The organism is Psychrobacter sp. Ps1 (assembly GCF_022129425.1).
Lineage (GTDB): Bacteria > Pseudomonadota > Gammaproteobacteria > Pseudomonadales > Moraxellaceae > Psychrobacter.
Window position 1 is genome coordinate 1 of the sequence record NZ_JADQAN010000013.1, and the last position, 14,447, is coordinate 14,447.

The 14,447-nt window shown below is 42.4% G+C and carries 14 protein-coding genes; 7 read left to right on the forward strand and 7 right to left on the reverse strand.

The window, feature by feature from the left end:
* Positions 1–151: 151 nt before the first annotated feature.
* From I3249_RS08065 to I3249_RS08075, 3 genes are all read left to right on the forward strand, one after another.
* Entirely contained in the window at positions 152–346 is a 195-nt protein-coding gene (locus tag I3249_RS08065; RefSeq protein WP_238069443.1) for a hypothetical protein, read from the forward strand.
* Between the two features lie 11 nt (positions 347–357).
* Entirely contained in the window at positions 358–594 is a 237-nt protein-coding gene (locus I3249_RS08070; RefSeq protein ID WP_238069444.1) for a DUF805 domain-containing protein, read from the forward strand.
* A gap of 205 nt (positions 595–799) precedes the next feature.
* Complete coding sequence (locus I3249_RS08075; protein ID WP_238069445.1) at positions 800–1,243, forward strand: PACE efflux transporter; 444 nt, start codon at positions 800–802, stop codon at positions 1,241–1,243.
* A 106-nt stretch (positions 1,244–1,349) separates the two neighbouring features.
* Here the strand turns inward: I3249_RS08075 and I3249_RS08080 are convergent, their stop codons facing one another.
* A complete protein-coding gene (locus I3249_RS08080) occupies positions 1,350–2,147 on the reverse strand; it encodes an enoyl-CoA hydratase-related protein (RefSeq protein ID WP_201567434.1) in 798 nt (265 codons plus the stop codon).
* A gap of 339 nt (positions 2,148–2,486) precedes the next feature.
* Here I3249_RS08080 and I3249_RS08085 point away from each other — a divergent pair, with 339 nt between their 5' ends.
* Entirely contained in the window at positions 2,487–3,299 is an 813-nt protein-coding gene (locus I3249_RS08085; RefSeq protein WP_238069446.1) for an alpha/beta fold hydrolase, read from the forward strand.
* Positions 3,300–3,451: 152 nt separating this feature from the next.
* Here the strand turns inward: I3249_RS08085 and I3249_RS08090 are convergent, their stop codons facing one another.
* The 5 genes from I3249_RS08090 to I3249_RS08110 all read right to left on the reverse strand — a co-directional run bounded on the left by I3249_RS08090 (position 3,452) and on the right by I3249_RS08110 (position 9,287).
* Complete coding sequence (locus I3249_RS08090; RefSeq protein ID WP_238069447.1) at positions 3,452–4,516, reverse strand: HpcH/HpaI aldolase/citrate lyase family protein; 1,065 nt, start codon at positions 4,514–4,516, stop codon at positions 3,452–3,454.
* 65 nt (positions 4,517–4,581) lie between these two features.
* Positions 4,582–5,763, reverse strand: coding sequence for a cysteine protease StiP domain-containing protein (locus I3249_RS08095; RefSeq protein ID WP_238069448.1), 1,182 nt, complete (start codon positions 5,761–5,763; stop codon positions 4,582–4,584).
* A gap of 65 nt (positions 5,764–5,828) precedes the next feature.
* A complete protein-coding gene (locus I3249_RS08100) occupies positions 5,829–6,659 on the reverse strand; it encodes an HAD hydrolase family protein (protein WP_238069449.1) in 831 nt (276 codons plus the stop codon).
* A gap of 42 nt (positions 6,660–6,701) precedes the next feature.
* Complete coding sequence (locus I3249_RS08105; RefSeq protein WP_238069450.1) at positions 6,702–8,018, reverse strand: phosphoribosyltransferase domain-containing protein; 1,317 nt, start codon at positions 8,016–8,018, stop codon at positions 6,702–6,704.
* A 42-nt stretch (positions 8,019–8,060) separates the two neighbouring features.
* Positions 8,061–9,287, reverse strand: coding sequence for a trypsin-like peptidase domain-containing protein (locus I3249_RS08110; protein WP_238069451.1), 1,227 nt, complete (start codon positions 9,285–9,287; stop codon positions 8,061–8,063).
* A 722-nt stretch (positions 9,288–10,009) separates the two neighbouring features.
* Between I3249_RS08110 and I3249_RS08115 the strand changes: the two genes are divergently transcribed.
* Both I3249_RS08115 and I3249_RS08120 read left to right on the forward strand, forming a co-directional pair.
* Entirely contained in the window at positions 10,010–10,717 is a 708-nt protein-coding gene (locus I3249_RS08115) for a hypothetical protein (protein ID WP_238069453.1), read from the forward strand.
* A gap of 122 nt (positions 10,718–10,839) precedes the next feature.
* Entirely contained in the window at positions 10,840–11,580 is a 741-nt protein-coding gene (locus I3249_RS08120) for an MHYT domain-containing protein (RefSeq protein ID WP_238069454.1), read from the forward strand.
* 129 nt (positions 11,581–11,709) lie between these two features.
* Here I3249_RS08120 and I3249_RS08125 read toward each other — a convergent pair whose 3' ends face one another.
* Positions 11,710–12,849, reverse strand: a complete 1,140-nt coding sequence (locus tag I3249_RS08125; RefSeq protein WP_238069455.1) for an ATP-grasp domain-containing protein — start codon at positions 12,847–12,849, stop codon at positions 11,710–11,712.
* A 288-nt stretch (positions 12,850–13,137) separates the two neighbouring features.
* On the opposite strand from I3249_RS08125, the gene I3249_RS08130 reads away from it, so the two are divergent.
* Positions 13,138–14,412, forward strand: coding sequence for a TerD family protein (locus I3249_RS08130; RefSeq protein WP_238069456.1), 1,275 nt, complete (start codon positions 13,138–13,140; stop codon positions 14,410–14,412).
* Positions 14,413–14,447: the final 35 nt, after the last annotated feature.

Genomic DNA, 14,447 nt, shown 5'->3' on the forward strand with positions numbered 1-14,447 from the left:
CGCTATGATCTTAGAATGAAGCTGTTTGCTGGTATCATTAATTCCGAGCTTAAATTATGACTTTTGCAAGAGGTCTATTTACAAACTTTTATTGAGTATCTATAATCAAAGCCAATGGTTGATGATTTTCACGACTGAGATAAAAAGCCTTATGGAAAATAATATTAAGCTCGATAAAGCGACCCCGCCGCCATTGCCTAGATCTACGGTGGCTAATAATCATAGTGCTGAAGCAAATTATGGCATCATTGACTGGTTTAAAAAGGGCATGAGAAATTACACGAATTTTTCTGGTCGTGCGCGCCGTAAAGAATATTGGTATTTTTTTCTAGTGCAATGGGGGTGATGATCGTTGCAATGCTGCTGGACGCAATAATATTCAGCTCAGAGACAGGTTTATTTTACATAGTAGCGGCACTTGGTTTATTTCTGCCTGGTCTTGCCGTGACTATCCGTCGCTTACATGATACTAGCCGCTCAGGATGGTGGTTTTTGATAGGGATAGTGCCACTTGTAGGCTCTATTATATTGCTGGTATTTCTAGTGAGTGATACCAAGCTTGAAACCAATAAATGGGGTCTACCGGCGAAATAGTCCGGTTAAAACAGGCGGTAATCGTTAATAAAACGGCTTACGCCTGTTTACAAATGTCCTCACTGATTTTTGAGTTTGGTTTCTGTATAATATAGGGGCAGGCGGAAACCGTGGCTCTGCACTTTATTTATCTTTTCTAACTCGGGACGGACCGATACTTTGATATGCACCTTACTGTTTAAATACAGGTGCTTTGGAGTCTTGGTTGATTACCTTATCCCCAGTTAAACGTCGCTTAATTTATGTGACCGCTTTCGAAATTATCGCGATTATCTTATCTACCATCATATTGATGAAACTCAGTCACAGTGATGCATCAGAATCCTTACCAATCGCCGTAATGATATCGGTAGCAGCCGTTGTTTGGAACTTTATATATAATACCGCTTTTGAAGCGTGGGAACGTCGCAGGTGCATTGTACGTCGCACGTTATGGATACGCAGTGTTCATGCTTTTGGTTTTGAAGGTGGGCTGGTATTAATCTGCTTGCCACTATATATGATTTGGTACGATGTTGGTCTAGTAAAAGCCTTTATGATGGAAGTGGCGCTACTGCTATTTTTCTTAGTTTATACGTTTACGTTTACTCTGATTTTTGACAAGATATTTACCTTACCTTATCACTATAAATCCGCGAATGCCTCTTAACTAAAGGCATTGAACAAAAAAAGCTGCCTATATATGGGCAGCTTTTCGATGATACTATTCAATAGAATCGTTGCAGTTATTCAAATTTATTATGCTACAGCATTATTTACTTACCTTGATAAACAGGTTTACGCTTCGCTATAAAGGCGCTAACCCCTTCGATAAAGTCATCAGTTTTTGCCATTACGGTCTGTTGCTCTACTTCCGTATCTAACGCTGCGCTCAAACCAGCGAAGGCGTGTACGTTGAAGCTCTCTTTCATAGCGGCCAATGCTTTGCCTGGCAGCTGGCTCAATCGTAGCGCCAATGCTTGTACGGTGGCTTCTAGCTCGTCAATACTTACCACGTTGTTCACTAGATTTAAACGCGCCATGTCTTCGGCTTTCAGTTTATCACCTAGCATTACAAGCTCAGTGGCTTTCGCTGCACCAACCAATTGGTTTAATAAGTAAATACCACCTGCATCTGGAACTAGGCCAATATTAACGAACGCTTGTACAAATTTTGCATTGTCTGCGGCAATTCGGAAGTCACAAGTAAGCGCCAAGTTCATGCCAGCACCTGCCACAGCACCTTCTAATTTGGCAATAATCGGCTTATGAATATGACGTAATTTTAAGCTGACTTCGCCTGCGCCTTCTACCATGCCTCTTAATTTGTTTGAAACAATATCCTTGTCTAATCCTTCAGACAACATCTCTTTAATATCGCCGCCGCTTGAGAAGTTACCACCAGCCCCTTGTAAAATAATCACCCGTACTTGATCATCTGCAGCCGCTTTATCTAGCGCTATCAAGACTTGGTTTTTTAAGGGTGTGCCAAAAGCGTTTAAGCTTTTTGGATCGTTAAAAGTAATGGTAGCAATGTGCTCTGCAACTTGATAATCGACGAGAGACTGTGACATTTGAGATTTCCTTATTTTAAATGACGGTTTTAATATTCTGTATCAATGACAATACTTTGAGATAAACGTAAAAATGGTTCAATGCTGATTACTATAGCAGCTTGCTACGATTATAAAAGCGTGTTTTGTGGGCGCTTAAGACACATCTATATGCTGGTAAACTTTACTATTCTATCGTAAAAGCTGATGCTAGCTAATGAGACAAAACGACTGACTCGTAAAAAGGCTATAACCTAAGAGGCTAATGGATTATGCTAATATGCCAGGTTGAGCGTAAAAGAGTCGTAAAAGACACAAGGGTACGCTCGAACTTTTCATTGATCAAACAAGGATGTGGTTATGCCAACTATCACTGTAAGTAACGCTGATATTTATTACGAAGACAGCGCACCGAACGATACACAAAAGCCCGTTATCGTATTTGCTCATGGTCTACTGTGGAGCTCACAGATGTATGATAAGCAAGTGGAGCACTTTCAAACAGACTACCGTTGTATTGCTTTTGATTTTCGCGGGCAAGGTCAGTCGCAGGTTACTAAATCTGGCTATGATATGGAGACGCTGACTGACGATACGCTTGGCTTACTTGCAGCGCTTGGTATTGATAAGTGTCACTTTGTTGGGCTATCTATGGGCGGGTTCGTGGCTCAACGTATTGCGCTCAAACGCCCTGAGTTGCTGTTGTCATTGACGCTGTTAGAAACCTCTGCTGACCCTGAAGATCCAAAAAACATCCCTCAGTATCGCAAGCTGGTCAAAGCGATTCGCTGGCTAGGTATGAAGCGTGTGAGTAATAAGGTGATGCCAATCATGTTTGGCAGTACGTTCTTGGCAGACAAACTGCGTAAATCTGACCGTAAGCAGTGGCTAACGATGCTACAAAGCAATCGCAAGGGCGGCGTGGTCAAAGCAACAATGGGCGTGATTGAGCGTACAGGTACTTATGAGCAGTTGGGTGAGATTACAACGCCAACACTGATTGTGGTTGGTGATGAAGATGCCGCCACGCCTTATGCCAAATCTGAACGCATGCATTTTGCTATCGCTGGATCCAAGCTTGCCATTATCAAAGGTGCGGGTCATACATCGACAGTAGAAGAGCCTGATCAAGTGAATCAAGTACTTCGTCAGTTTTTGGAAAGTTGTGCTTAATGTAGATACTGTTCGAGAGCTTTGAAGCCTTATATCTATAGAAGTCCTAAGCAAATCTCTATATAAAAAAGCCGCTACCTGTATTTGATAGCGGCTTTTTTCATAGTGTGAGTTGTTAAATAGCAGACAACCATCTGTATCAGCGATGATAGCTACATTCGTGAGCTGTACTGGCTATGTCCATCGTCAATGGTTCCAAAGGCTTCTGCACGATTGACGATTTCAGTCGCCCAAGCACGGTGCGTCGCAGGCTCTAGCATCGTATTATTGTACTTAAATACCGCTTTGGCCTCAGAGTGAAGGATCGCTTGTGCTTCATCCAATGTACTCAATGGCACACAGTAAGCTTGCTGTACTAGGGCGATTTGGCTTGGATGAATGACAGTTTTGCCCACCATCCCTAAGCTGACATCTCGGTTTAGCTCTTGCATAAATAATGTCGGCTGGTCTAAATACTCAAATACTGGCGCGGTAAGATAAAAACCATGCGGCACAAAACAGCCCAGCATTTGATAAGCCAACGTACCGATAGGCGAGTCATAGACAATACTGTTTTTTGGGCGGCGTAAGCGCAATGCTGCGAACAAGTCATTACCGCCGATACGTAATGCAAAAACTGGCTGGCTAAATGCTTCTTTAAAAGCGATGGCAAGCTCCTGATTGTGATGCGGATTAAACAGTGCGGCGGTTTCGAGCGTTGGCATAAGTAGTTGATCTACTTTTAGGTTCTGACAAGCCATGCGCCAGTTAGATAAGCTATACATATCAACTTTTGGCATGACGAAACCATCGATGAGGTCAATATAGGTATAATCAGCCAGTTGCTGTAGCATCATCGGACTACGTGGACGTATAAAGACCAGTGGCCGTGTCGGGTGCTGAGCATGAATTTTCGCCGATTTAGATGGCGCATTAATGCTATTCACATGTTCTGCCCAAGTATCCAGCAGGGTGCGCAAACGCTCAAGCGCCAACTCTACATCCTGCTGACTGACCGCATCCTCTAGACAGATAATAATACTATTAATCGTCGGTAGTTTGTCCCGCTTGATGACTTGCCAAATATCTTGGCGAGTCGCAGGCATGTATAAGCTAGCACCGAGCTGATATGGATGGTGCGTGTGCGGTTTGACCATCGCATGACGCTCAGTGATCAGATGCGCATAAGATTGGGTATTATTGTAAAGGTCTGACTCGGTTTTTAGCATATCTGACATAATTGGCATCATAGGTAGAGGGTATAAGAGAGCGAAAAAGAAAGTATTTAATACTGGTAAATGTATTAAGTGTCTTGGGAGCGCTGCTTGATAAGCGTGATGGCTTGATAAGGCAGTATTTTATCACCTAATACACTGATAGTGATATTTCGTTGTGCACATAAATGGCGTAGCAGTACGGTATCAGGGTGCTCAGCAGTGGCGAGCAATATACGCTCGGGATCACGGCGTAATATGGCACGTGTTGCCTCAGCAATAGTCGGCTTAATACGGTTGCGATTGATGATATGATAATCTGCTGCCAGCGTCTCTATCAACGCCGCAGTCTGGTAGCGTGGCTGCTGGTAAGTCGGTAAACGCGCTGGAGTTGTAGCCAATGATCGTCTCACGGCATCGATACGCTCAATAAATGCCAAACTGTGATCTACCTCAATTAAATCATCATAAAAAACACTGCGATGCAGGCCTGATGACGGCTCTGTATACAAGCTGCGTGAAATTAATCCTGATACGGTGCTATTTAACAACCCTGATGGGATTAACCAGTCTTCTTCACTAGCCGCGAGCCAAGCAACGCCAGCCGGATCGGCAAGAGTCAGTAGCGGAATGACGTCAGCGCCTTGATGGAAAATGTTGGCAAAATTAACATGAGTAGAATCACTAAACGTCTCTAGACTGCGAGCCAACTCTTGATAGATGGCTCCTTTACCTGTCCAACCATCGACGAATACAATCGGACTATTTGGATAAGCCTCTAGTAGCATTTGCAGGGCCACTGGATCAAGACCACGATCGCGAATGATACTGATGCCATAATGTACAGTTGGCAAGTAATAGCTACTGTCTGTATCCGATAGCGCACGCTGCAATAACACGCCGATCGGTAGACCCGCTCGTACCAAACTGACCAAAATCAGTGGATACTCATCACTCACGTCCTGCTGAAGAACTTGATGTAGCGTATAGGATAAATGAGCGATATCAGTCGCGGTTCTTGTTGACCCTTGCTCTAACGCCTGTATGTATAGCTGCTCATGCATTGTAGTAGGTGCTTGCTCTAAAGTCAGCATGTCAGAGTAATGGCGTTGTCCGCTTTGGATAAGCGCTTCTTTTTGACTGACGGGCACATCGGCAACCGCGTCCTTATCTACCATATCGAGTAGGACAGTGACATCGCTTGCAAGATAGCTGCCTGAGCCATAGTTTTGCAGAGCAGCTCTTTTTATCTGTATATTAGGTAAAGTCATAGTATGAATAGTAGCACTCTTGATGATAACAGTGGATTTGCGTGGCTGCAGTTTAAACTCGTGGTTTAGCCTGACAATTTAGACTGGTATTGCTCATGCAATTGGCCATGATTGGGCATACCGTACCAGTCCAATAACTGTAAGAAAGGCAGATCAGCTAAGCTATCACCAAAGCCAAAACTGGGACGCTGATGGTCTAAATGATGCTCTAATAAAAACTGTACCGCATGACGCTTATGAACCGCATGGGGCAATATCGCTAGGTTATTGGCATTCACATGTACATAGAAATCTTGATCAAAATCACGTATCAGAGTGGGCAGTTTCTCAGCTAAATCTACGAGCGATTGGTGGTCTTTCTGCGCATGTTTGATAGCCAGATAAATGGTGAGCTCTTCATCCGTAGAGCCATTGTTAAAGTTATCGATATGCGGTGTAAATACTAGGTGACTTTGCTCGCTTTGACTATGACTGGCAAACAATTGACTTAACTGATTAAGCTTATCTTGCAATGGCGCGAGTTTACTATACATATGCTGCTGCCACCTGCTTAGCAGCGCTCCATCAGACGTTAAAATAATCGCTCCATGGGTCAATACTTGCCAGCTATCAAAGGGCAGCTTCACACGTTTTATTTCACTACGATCCCGTGCCGTTACTACAATTAATTCAGTGCTAGCAAGCAACCAGTTGAGAAAGGTTGCTTGGCGCTGGCTCATAAAGCTTAGTGGTTCGTCTTGCTTATTGACCGTTGCACAAACCAAAGTTTCAGGCTCAGTAGTGGGTAAATCCCAAGCGTTAATTTTACGCTGGGTTTGGAACAACGTGTCATCCAAATCCATCAAAGCATAAGGCTTAATAATGTCTGGGTTGGCTTTAAAAAAGGAGGTAGTCATGGCGTCGTCCGTAAATAATAGGTTTGAAAGTTAGAGAACAGTTTAATGACTAGGGCTCACCACTAGTACGTTATCCAAACCTCGCCACATAGCATCCACGCTATCAGCTGATGTTTCTATACACAACACTATCAAATCCCAATCACTAGGCTCAACGTTATAAGCAAAATTGGTCATACCAAGCCCGTAATTATCGCTAAAGCTCAGCATCGTGGTAATCGCCCCACCAAGCGCAATCGGTGAGCGGGTTAACGCGCTAAAATTAACCATGGACGCTGTATCTTCGCTCAGTTTTTTAGACTCTAATTCAAGCCATTCAGCCAATAAAAATGGCAACCAAACAAACTCATTGCTACCCAAGACTAAGATTCTTTTTGGTAGTTGAGCAACATCAAATTTTTCTTGATCATTGAAGCTGGTAAATGTAGCCTGAAAACTCGAAAGGTAGTTAGCAAAACCCTCTGTACTGTCTAGCGTTGGAAAACGCCCCCAGTTGCCCGTATCACCGAGCGCCTGACTACCAGCGGCAGTAGTATCAACCGATGGCATCGTAATAGGTTCAGGATTAAGTGCATCTGTCCATTGCCATGCGCCAGACAGTAAGTGATGACGATGAAACTCAATGCCAGCCAGACGATCCGCCATACGTGCAGGCTTAGCATCTGACTGTGGGTGAGGTTTTTCTTGATCTAATGACCAGTCGACCAATGTTGTTAAGTGCACTTGTTCTAATTGTGTCAGTCCTGCTTCACGTAGGGCTGTGACGACATTAACGCAGGTATTACCCGTTGAAGCTTCATCATCGACCATAATCAGTGTTTTACTGGCCAGTAGCTGCGCTTGAGTAACGCTATCTTTGCTCTGATAAATCAAATGCTGGCTGGCATGACTGTGGTCTTCACAAAATGTCGTCAGCAAGGAGTCGGTACCATTCGGATCACTACTTTCATCGTGCTGTGCATGACGCGTAGAGTTTAATAGCAGGGCTTGAGGATAGCGCGTTTGTAGCGCTTGATGTACACCAGCAGATAGACCAACAGCGGTCTCTGCCATACCAATGACTAGAATAGGTTGAGGTAACTCACTAGGTACTAAGTTAGCCAAATCAGTAAATGCCTCTCGCATGGTGCTTGGCGCAACGGGAATATGACGACCTAGCACTTTTGAAACAAACAAAAACGCCCGTTTTGGGTTGATACGCTGGGCAAATCCTAGCAAATCTTCTAATTGATAATGCTCGTGTTGTTCAGCGCTATTTTGATTGATGGCTGATTTGTTAGTGGCTGAGTTGGTTTGGTAAGTTAGATCTAGCGTACCACGGGGTAGGGTGATGGTCGTACTGTGTTGCTCATTTAACATTCATATTCCTTGGCGCTTTTATTTGTATGTCGTCGTAGATTTTTAACCCTGACAGCCAACTAGCCATAAGGCACTGCGACTTTGCTTGCTTAGCTGAGGTGTGGTAAGAGGCGTAGCACTGTTCAAATCAGTCGTGTTCTCCAAACTGATACCAGCGCTCGCCAGTAGGGCAGATAATAACTGAAATTTCACTGCATAGTTCATATTTTGTGCATGTTCATGAACCAGACTTGATGTGACCATACCGACTACCTCTCCAGTCAGCAATAATAAAGGACTACCACTAGATCCAGGCTGAATGGGTGCGGTGAACTGTATATGACGGATATCGTTATTTAAACCTGTCAATCCTGATATACAGCCTTGGGTGACTTGCAGTTGGCTACTCAGTCCTGACAACGGAAACCCCAGTGTGGTAATGGTCTCACCCAATATATCAACACACTGCTGCGCCAATGGAAGGTAGCTAGGCAAAGGATCACTAACTCTAATAATAGCTGAATCGCTTCCGATATCGCTGAGTACGACTTGTGCCTCGCGATCAGGCTGACCTTGCTGACGTACGCCAACCATCGCTGCTGACTCAATCACATGATAGCAGGTCAGCAGATGATAGGGATTAATAGCAAACGCTGTTCCTGTCCAAGTCTCGCCTGCTTGTACTTGACGAGGAGGGCGAGCTTCGTTGTTTGGTTGAGTACGCCGCTGATGCTGAGCTTCTTGAATAAGCGTATGTGTGCTAGGTGGACGAACATCCAGACTAACCTGCACATGATGTTCAAGGCTCGCCAAGCCTTGCGTTGATGCCTCACCAAGCGCCCGACATTTGAACTGTCCATTACGTTGATATATTTCTAATATAATCGCCGCTTTGACATGCCGCTCGTTTGTTGTGAAGTTATAGCGAATATCTCCATTATTGAGCGTGAGGCTTACGTCGTTCAACTCTACCGCTGGCAAGTTTAGGCTTGGCTCATGATAAACATAAGCAATCAGTTGTAAGAAACTAACATTATTTTTATCAAATAACTGGGGTAAATCTAACTGCCATGCGCTTGGATTATCCTTGCTATCGAGCTGAGCCCAGTCTTTAGACTCATGTAAATAAGCAGGACTACAAACTGCTTTACGATAGGCATCTAATGGCAACCACAATAGTCCAAGCTGCTGTCCAAATCCCAATGGTTTAGTAGTAGAAAATGCGATCGCACACTTTGTATTTTCGATAACCGTATTGGCTCCTAGCACTAATTCGACTTGCTTCGACATCACATTTCCTTAGTTTATTTGCGCAATTATAATTATTTTTATTGTTTAATGATTTTATCTTTGAGACTAAAGTCTGACTATATAAAGGGTTTTGATTTTGTTTTAAACCTACCATTCCAAAAAGAAAAAACGCTAATGGATGTTTTAATAAACAATTAAGATTATTTGCATAATAGATGTATCAAGATATATAGGTTTAAATAGTTTCGGAACTCCTTTTAATAACTAATTACTTTTAGAAAATAATAATGAGGTTTTATAGTCTAGCCATTTGTCGGTTAATGTAGCCACTTATCGGACAAAGCCATATAGTGTATTGCTACAAAATAAGATTCCGGTGATAATACAATCAAAATCTATTGCTATTTAGTAACTCTACTGTGACCAAGTGTTATCTGTAAATTTTAAAAATAGTATTTGATTTAAACCTATTAATTTTAATCTTATTTTCAAGCTTATTGCTGCTTCTCAATTAATGAATTTCTAGTAGTTAGAGTGCTTGTATGCTTAATAACTATAAAAATCGAAGTCTCATCTACTGAATATATTTCATTTCTTATAATATAAAAGATATATAAAAACTATCATATGGTTGATGTCTGCATATCTTTTATATTGTGAGAAAGCCAGTTGTTCGGACCTTTGAGACGTTATTCACATTAGTTTATCTAGATAGCTTGTTATAAGAAAGCGTAGCAGTATTTTAAGAAAAGGAGTGCTCTGTGAAATTCTCTTGTGCATTAGAAACGTCTTCTGAACGTATTCGTCTGGTCAATGTTATTTCGCCGCTTATCAAAGCAGGTTATCAGCTGGTTTCCCAAAGACAAGAGGCTTCAGAGAATGGTGGTAATATCATTCATGTAATCGCAAGAAGCCTAGGCTCTAAAACGCAAGCAGATCTAATCGATGATTTATCTTCAATTGAAGGCTGTACGCTTTTTAATCTAGAAATAGATGAAGAGGGCGGCTCGTCAGCTGCCCCTGCAAAAAAGACATTGGATGAAAAAAGCGTCTTATCAGCCATCGGTGCTTATTACCCTAAAATAGTAGATATTGTCAGCCAGTATGAGGATAGTTTACCTATTGAGCGACGTGTGACTGCATTGCAGGAGTTGGGCCGCAAGGTTGGCGGCGGTATTTACCAGCGTGATTATTCACTTGGTAGTCCACTAAAGATGCCTACTACGATCACTCGTGAGCTTGTACCAGCACTAAAAGGTCTGTCTAAAGTTAAAGCAAAGAATAATGTGATCTATTTAATCAAATGTCCATTCTGTAAGTCGTCAGATCATACTCACTCAGGATGCCATTTTATTGTGGGCTATATAGAAGGCTTTTTGGCAAGCAACCCTGCTATAGATGTGGTTCAAGTTGAAGAGACTAACTGCGGCGCAGGCAGTACCAATATTTGTGAATTTACCATTGGGTAAGAAAAACTGCGTGTAGATAATTTCATGTCTATGCAAAAAAATCAACGAGCGAATGACGCACCATGTTGCAATAAAAGTAACGTTATTTGACTCAATTCTTATGATAGATAAAAGGCAAAAAAATGATGGAAGTTGAATATAACTTACTTTTGGTGTTGGTCTCATACGCCATTGCAGTATTTGGTTCTTATGTTGGCTTAAACCTTGCCATTCGAGTACCTTCTGCTAAGCCAGGAACGGATTTGTATTTTTGGGTAGCGCTATCATCGATTGCTATCGGTGGTGCGATTTGGTCTATGCATTATATCGGTATGATGGCTGTAGATATGAAGATGCCTGTGACTTATGACTTAGGGCTAACAGTTGTCTCAATGCTACTCGCGATTTGTTTCGTTGCAGTTGGTATTGTTATCGTAGGTCGTGGTGAACCAAGCGTTGCTAAGTTAATCGGTGGCGGTGTGCTTACTGGGCTAGGTGTTGCAGCCATGCATTATACCGGTATGGCCTCTATGCAGATGGACGCTACCATGTCATATAATATACCGCTGCTTATCTTATCGATTGTAATTGCTATTGCAGCCGCTATCGCTGCACTATGGTTGGCATTCAATCTACGTGGTACATTACAGCGTTTTGGTAGTGCCTTCATCATGGGTCTTGCAGTTTGTGGTATGCATTACACTGGTATAGCCGCGATGGAAATGACGATGACTAATCACTCGATGTCTATGGATTATACGCATGCAGGTGCCATCTCTTCATCAATTATGATCTTCATCGGTTCAGCAATCGTACTTAGCTTACTATGGGTCATAGCTTCTAAAAATGCACCTAAGCAAGCGACACTAGCATTTGGCGAGTAATTTTAAACGTTAATTTTTAATACTTTTCAAGAATGAAGATAATAAAAAAGGTTTTTAGATATTAATCTAAAAACCTTTTTTGTGTCTGTTCAAATCATTTACTAACCACGTGCATGCTTAGCGGGCTATTTATTCAGCAAAGTTTTCAATTTTGACACTCATCATAATAGAGCGTACTTGGCATGGCTCAATATGCTGAATATTGGTCTCTAAGTTAGGTCTCTCTGATAACCCCAACCAATAAGAAAATCCGACTTGCGTCAAGTCGATCCCACTATGAGAAGTATAATCAATACCACCTGATGGACGGCTATTAATCTCAAGAACTCGGTGCTGACCGCTATCATCAGCTTTGGTTTGTACGCTGACGATGCCATCACAGCCAAAAGCCTTAATTAGTGGGATTACGACATCCATGACAGACTGCTCATAACCAACGTGTTGTATTTTCCCTGTTTTATGACGAGTGACAGCAGCTAGGACTTCACCATATTCACAGACTACATCGATAGAGTATTCTTGCCCTGACAGATACGGCATAAGCAACATTGGAATAAGGCGATCGTGTACCATTTGGCTGTTGGTATAGGCATTTACAAATTGGGCTGTATTTATTTTTTTCTCTTCAGTGAAATATAAGTGCTCAAAGCTATCGTACTGCTCGTCATATTCTTTACCAGTGTCTAGTCGCCAAAACCCTTGTGCAAAAATACCGACAACAGGTTTCACGCATAGAGGTTGGTCACCATATTTGGCTAATAAATCCTCAAGCTCCGCCGTATTATTAAAACGCCATGCGTCTGCCGCTGGAATGTTATGAGTGTGACAATGTTGCATAAAAGCAAATTTATCATCGATTGATTCTAGTGCCGCTACGCTAGTTGCGCCTGTTAACAAACGAATACCCGCAGCGTCAAATTTTTCACGATGCGCTTCATAATCAATACCATTGCGCCCAGTCAGCAGTACTTTTACGTTATGCTTTTGAGCTTGCTCCAATACGAACTGCCAGCGTGGTATGGCAGTTTCATCAGTCATTTGGATATCAGTATCTATAATCGAGTCAGATGGCTCGCGATAAACCATATCGGCAAATTCGAAAATCTCAGGTCTATCATGACGGTGTGAGGCAAAAACTTGAAAGGGCTTATTTGATTTGCTCTTTAGACTTTGTAAGCTCTCTAACATATCACGCTGGCTAGATTGGCCTTCAGCTAACCACGCTGCTACTGGTATTGAAGGGTTACTATTGTCAGCAAGATTATTCATAATTCTCTCAGCGTTATCGTTAGGTGTAGGGGAATGGGCAAGTCAATATTGCTACTGCAAATCTAGTAGTAATATTAGCAAAGGTATACGGTTTAATAGGACGTATTATATACAAATGATATGCGTTATAAACGCCTCTAATAAAATAGTCACAGGGATTTGTAAGGATGACTTTAGCGCTTATATCGCGATTGTCTGGTTCAAAAAATTCATAATATCCATGCTACTATATGACGACAGTCAGCATGACAATGACAACAGCATAATAAATAATCTAAAGGACGTATGATGAGTCAAAATCAACCTCAAAAACTAATTGCAGGTGCCAATGCACCACTACCAACTGACAATATTAGCATTCGTATTTTAAGCCAAAATGCCATCGATTGTGCCGCTTATCGCCTGACTAATGACGGAAAAGTACGCGGTGATGGTGACATGATATTTTATGGTCAGACACGTAGCGATGATGGTAGCGTTAGCTTCCGTGGTCATGACAGTGATGGGTTTTTTGATGTCAATTTGTCTGCACAGCCTGCAAGTATCGAGAAAATTGCCCTAGCGTTCTCTAGTTCGCAAACATTGTCGCAAGTTGGCGATGTGGATATTCAAGTCTTACAGGGCAGTCAGGTGCTGATGACCTGTCAACTGAGTAGCGCTGGACGTAACGAAAAAGCTATTATATTGGCTGAATGCTATCGCAGACAAGGAAACTGGAAATTTCGTTTTATCGCCCAAGGTTTTGAGGGAGGGTTAAAACCTTTATCTGAGCATTTTGGTGTGGAAATCGCTGATGAAGCGCCTGCCCAAAATCATAACCCTGCACAAAGCCAACCTCAATCTATCAACACTCAGCGACCAATCAATACGCAAAAAGCAAGCAGCACGTCTCAAGCCAACAACCCGCCACCAATCCCTGTAAGTCCTTCGATTAACTTAAGTAAGATAACGTTAACTAAAAACCAATCTAGCATTAATCTTAAAAAACGTGATGACTTTGGTAAAATTTCAGTCAATTTAGATTGGAACCAATGCCCCCAAAGTGATAAATCAGCGCCTAAAAAAGGCATACTGGGAGATCTGTTTAAGCAGCATCAATCAAGCGGTATCGATTTAGATGTCGGCGCTATGATTCATCTAAAAAGTGGTGAAAAAACCCTTATTCAAGCGTTGGGAAATCGCTTTGGTAGCTTGCAATCAGCGCCTTACGTCTGCCTACGTGCGGATGATAGAACAGGGCAGGTAAGTGGCGGTGAATGGCTAGATATTAATGGTCAACAATGGTCGCAGATTGAAGAGGTATTTATCTTTGCGTTTATTTACGAAGGCGCACCTAACTGGGAAAAAACCGATGGGGTTGTGACTATCCATGTGCCAGAGCAATCACCGATTGAGACACGTTTGACCGAAGGCGCTGGTAATCTACCAATGTGTGCCATTGCCCGTTTGGTCAATCAACAAGGCAGTATCAATGTTGAGCGTATCAACCAATATTTCAAAGGTCATCAAGAAATGGATAAGGCCTTTAACTGGGGCTTTAGCTGGAAGCGTGGACGTAAATAGTGTTTTTTAAGATCTAAATAATAAACATAAAGGAG

Excerpts from the sequence above, each read along its gene's own strand:
- I3249_RS08095 (WP_238069448.1), bottom strand. The coding sequence starts at position 5,763 with ATGACTTTACCTAATATACAGATAAAAAGAGCTGCTCTGCAAAACTAT.
- I3249_RS08085 (WP_238069446.1), top strand. The coding sequence starts at position 2,487 with ATGCCAACTATCACTGTAAGTAACGCTGATATTTATTACGAAGACAGC.
- I3249_RS08125 (WP_238069455.1), bottom strand. The coding sequence starts at position 12,849 with ATGAATAATCTTGCTGACAATAGTAACCCTTCAATACCAGTAGCAGCG.
- I3249_RS08130 (WP_238069456.1), top strand. The coding sequence starts at position 13,138 with ATGAGTCAAAATCAACCTCAAAAACTAATTGCAGGTGCCAATGCACCA.
- I3249_RS08110 (WP_238069451.1), bottom strand. The coding sequence starts at position 9,287 with ATGTCGAAGCAAGTCGAATTAGTGCTAGGAGCCAATACGGTTATCGAA.
- I3249_RS08065 (WP_238069443.1), top strand. The coding sequence starts at position 152 with ATGGAAAATAATATTAAGCTCGATAAAGCGACCCCGCCGCCATTGCCT.
- I3249_RS08070 (WP_238069444.1), top strand. The coding sequence starts at position 358 with ATGCTGCTGGACGCAATAATATTCAGCTCAGAGACAGGTTTATTTTAC.
- I3249_RS08120 (WP_238069454.1), top strand. The coding sequence starts at position 10,840 with ATGATGGAAGTTGAATATAACTTACTTTTGGTGTTGGTCTCATACGCC.
- I3249_RS08105 (WP_238069450.1), bottom strand. The coding sequence starts at position 8,018 with ATGTTAAATGAGCAACACAGTACGACCATCACCCTACCCCGTGGTACG.
- I3249_RS08090 (WP_238069447.1), bottom strand. The coding sequence starts at position 4,516 with ATGTCAGATATGCTAAAAACCGAGTCAGACCTTTACAATAATACCCAA.
- I3249_RS08100 (WP_238069449.1), bottom strand. The coding sequence starts at position 6,659 with ATGACTACCTCCTTTTTTAAAGCCAACCCAGACATTATTAAGCCTTAT.
- I3249_RS08080 (WP_201567434.1), bottom strand. The coding sequence starts at position 2,147 with ATGTCACAGTCTCTCGTCGATTATCAAGTTGCAGAGCACATTGCTACC.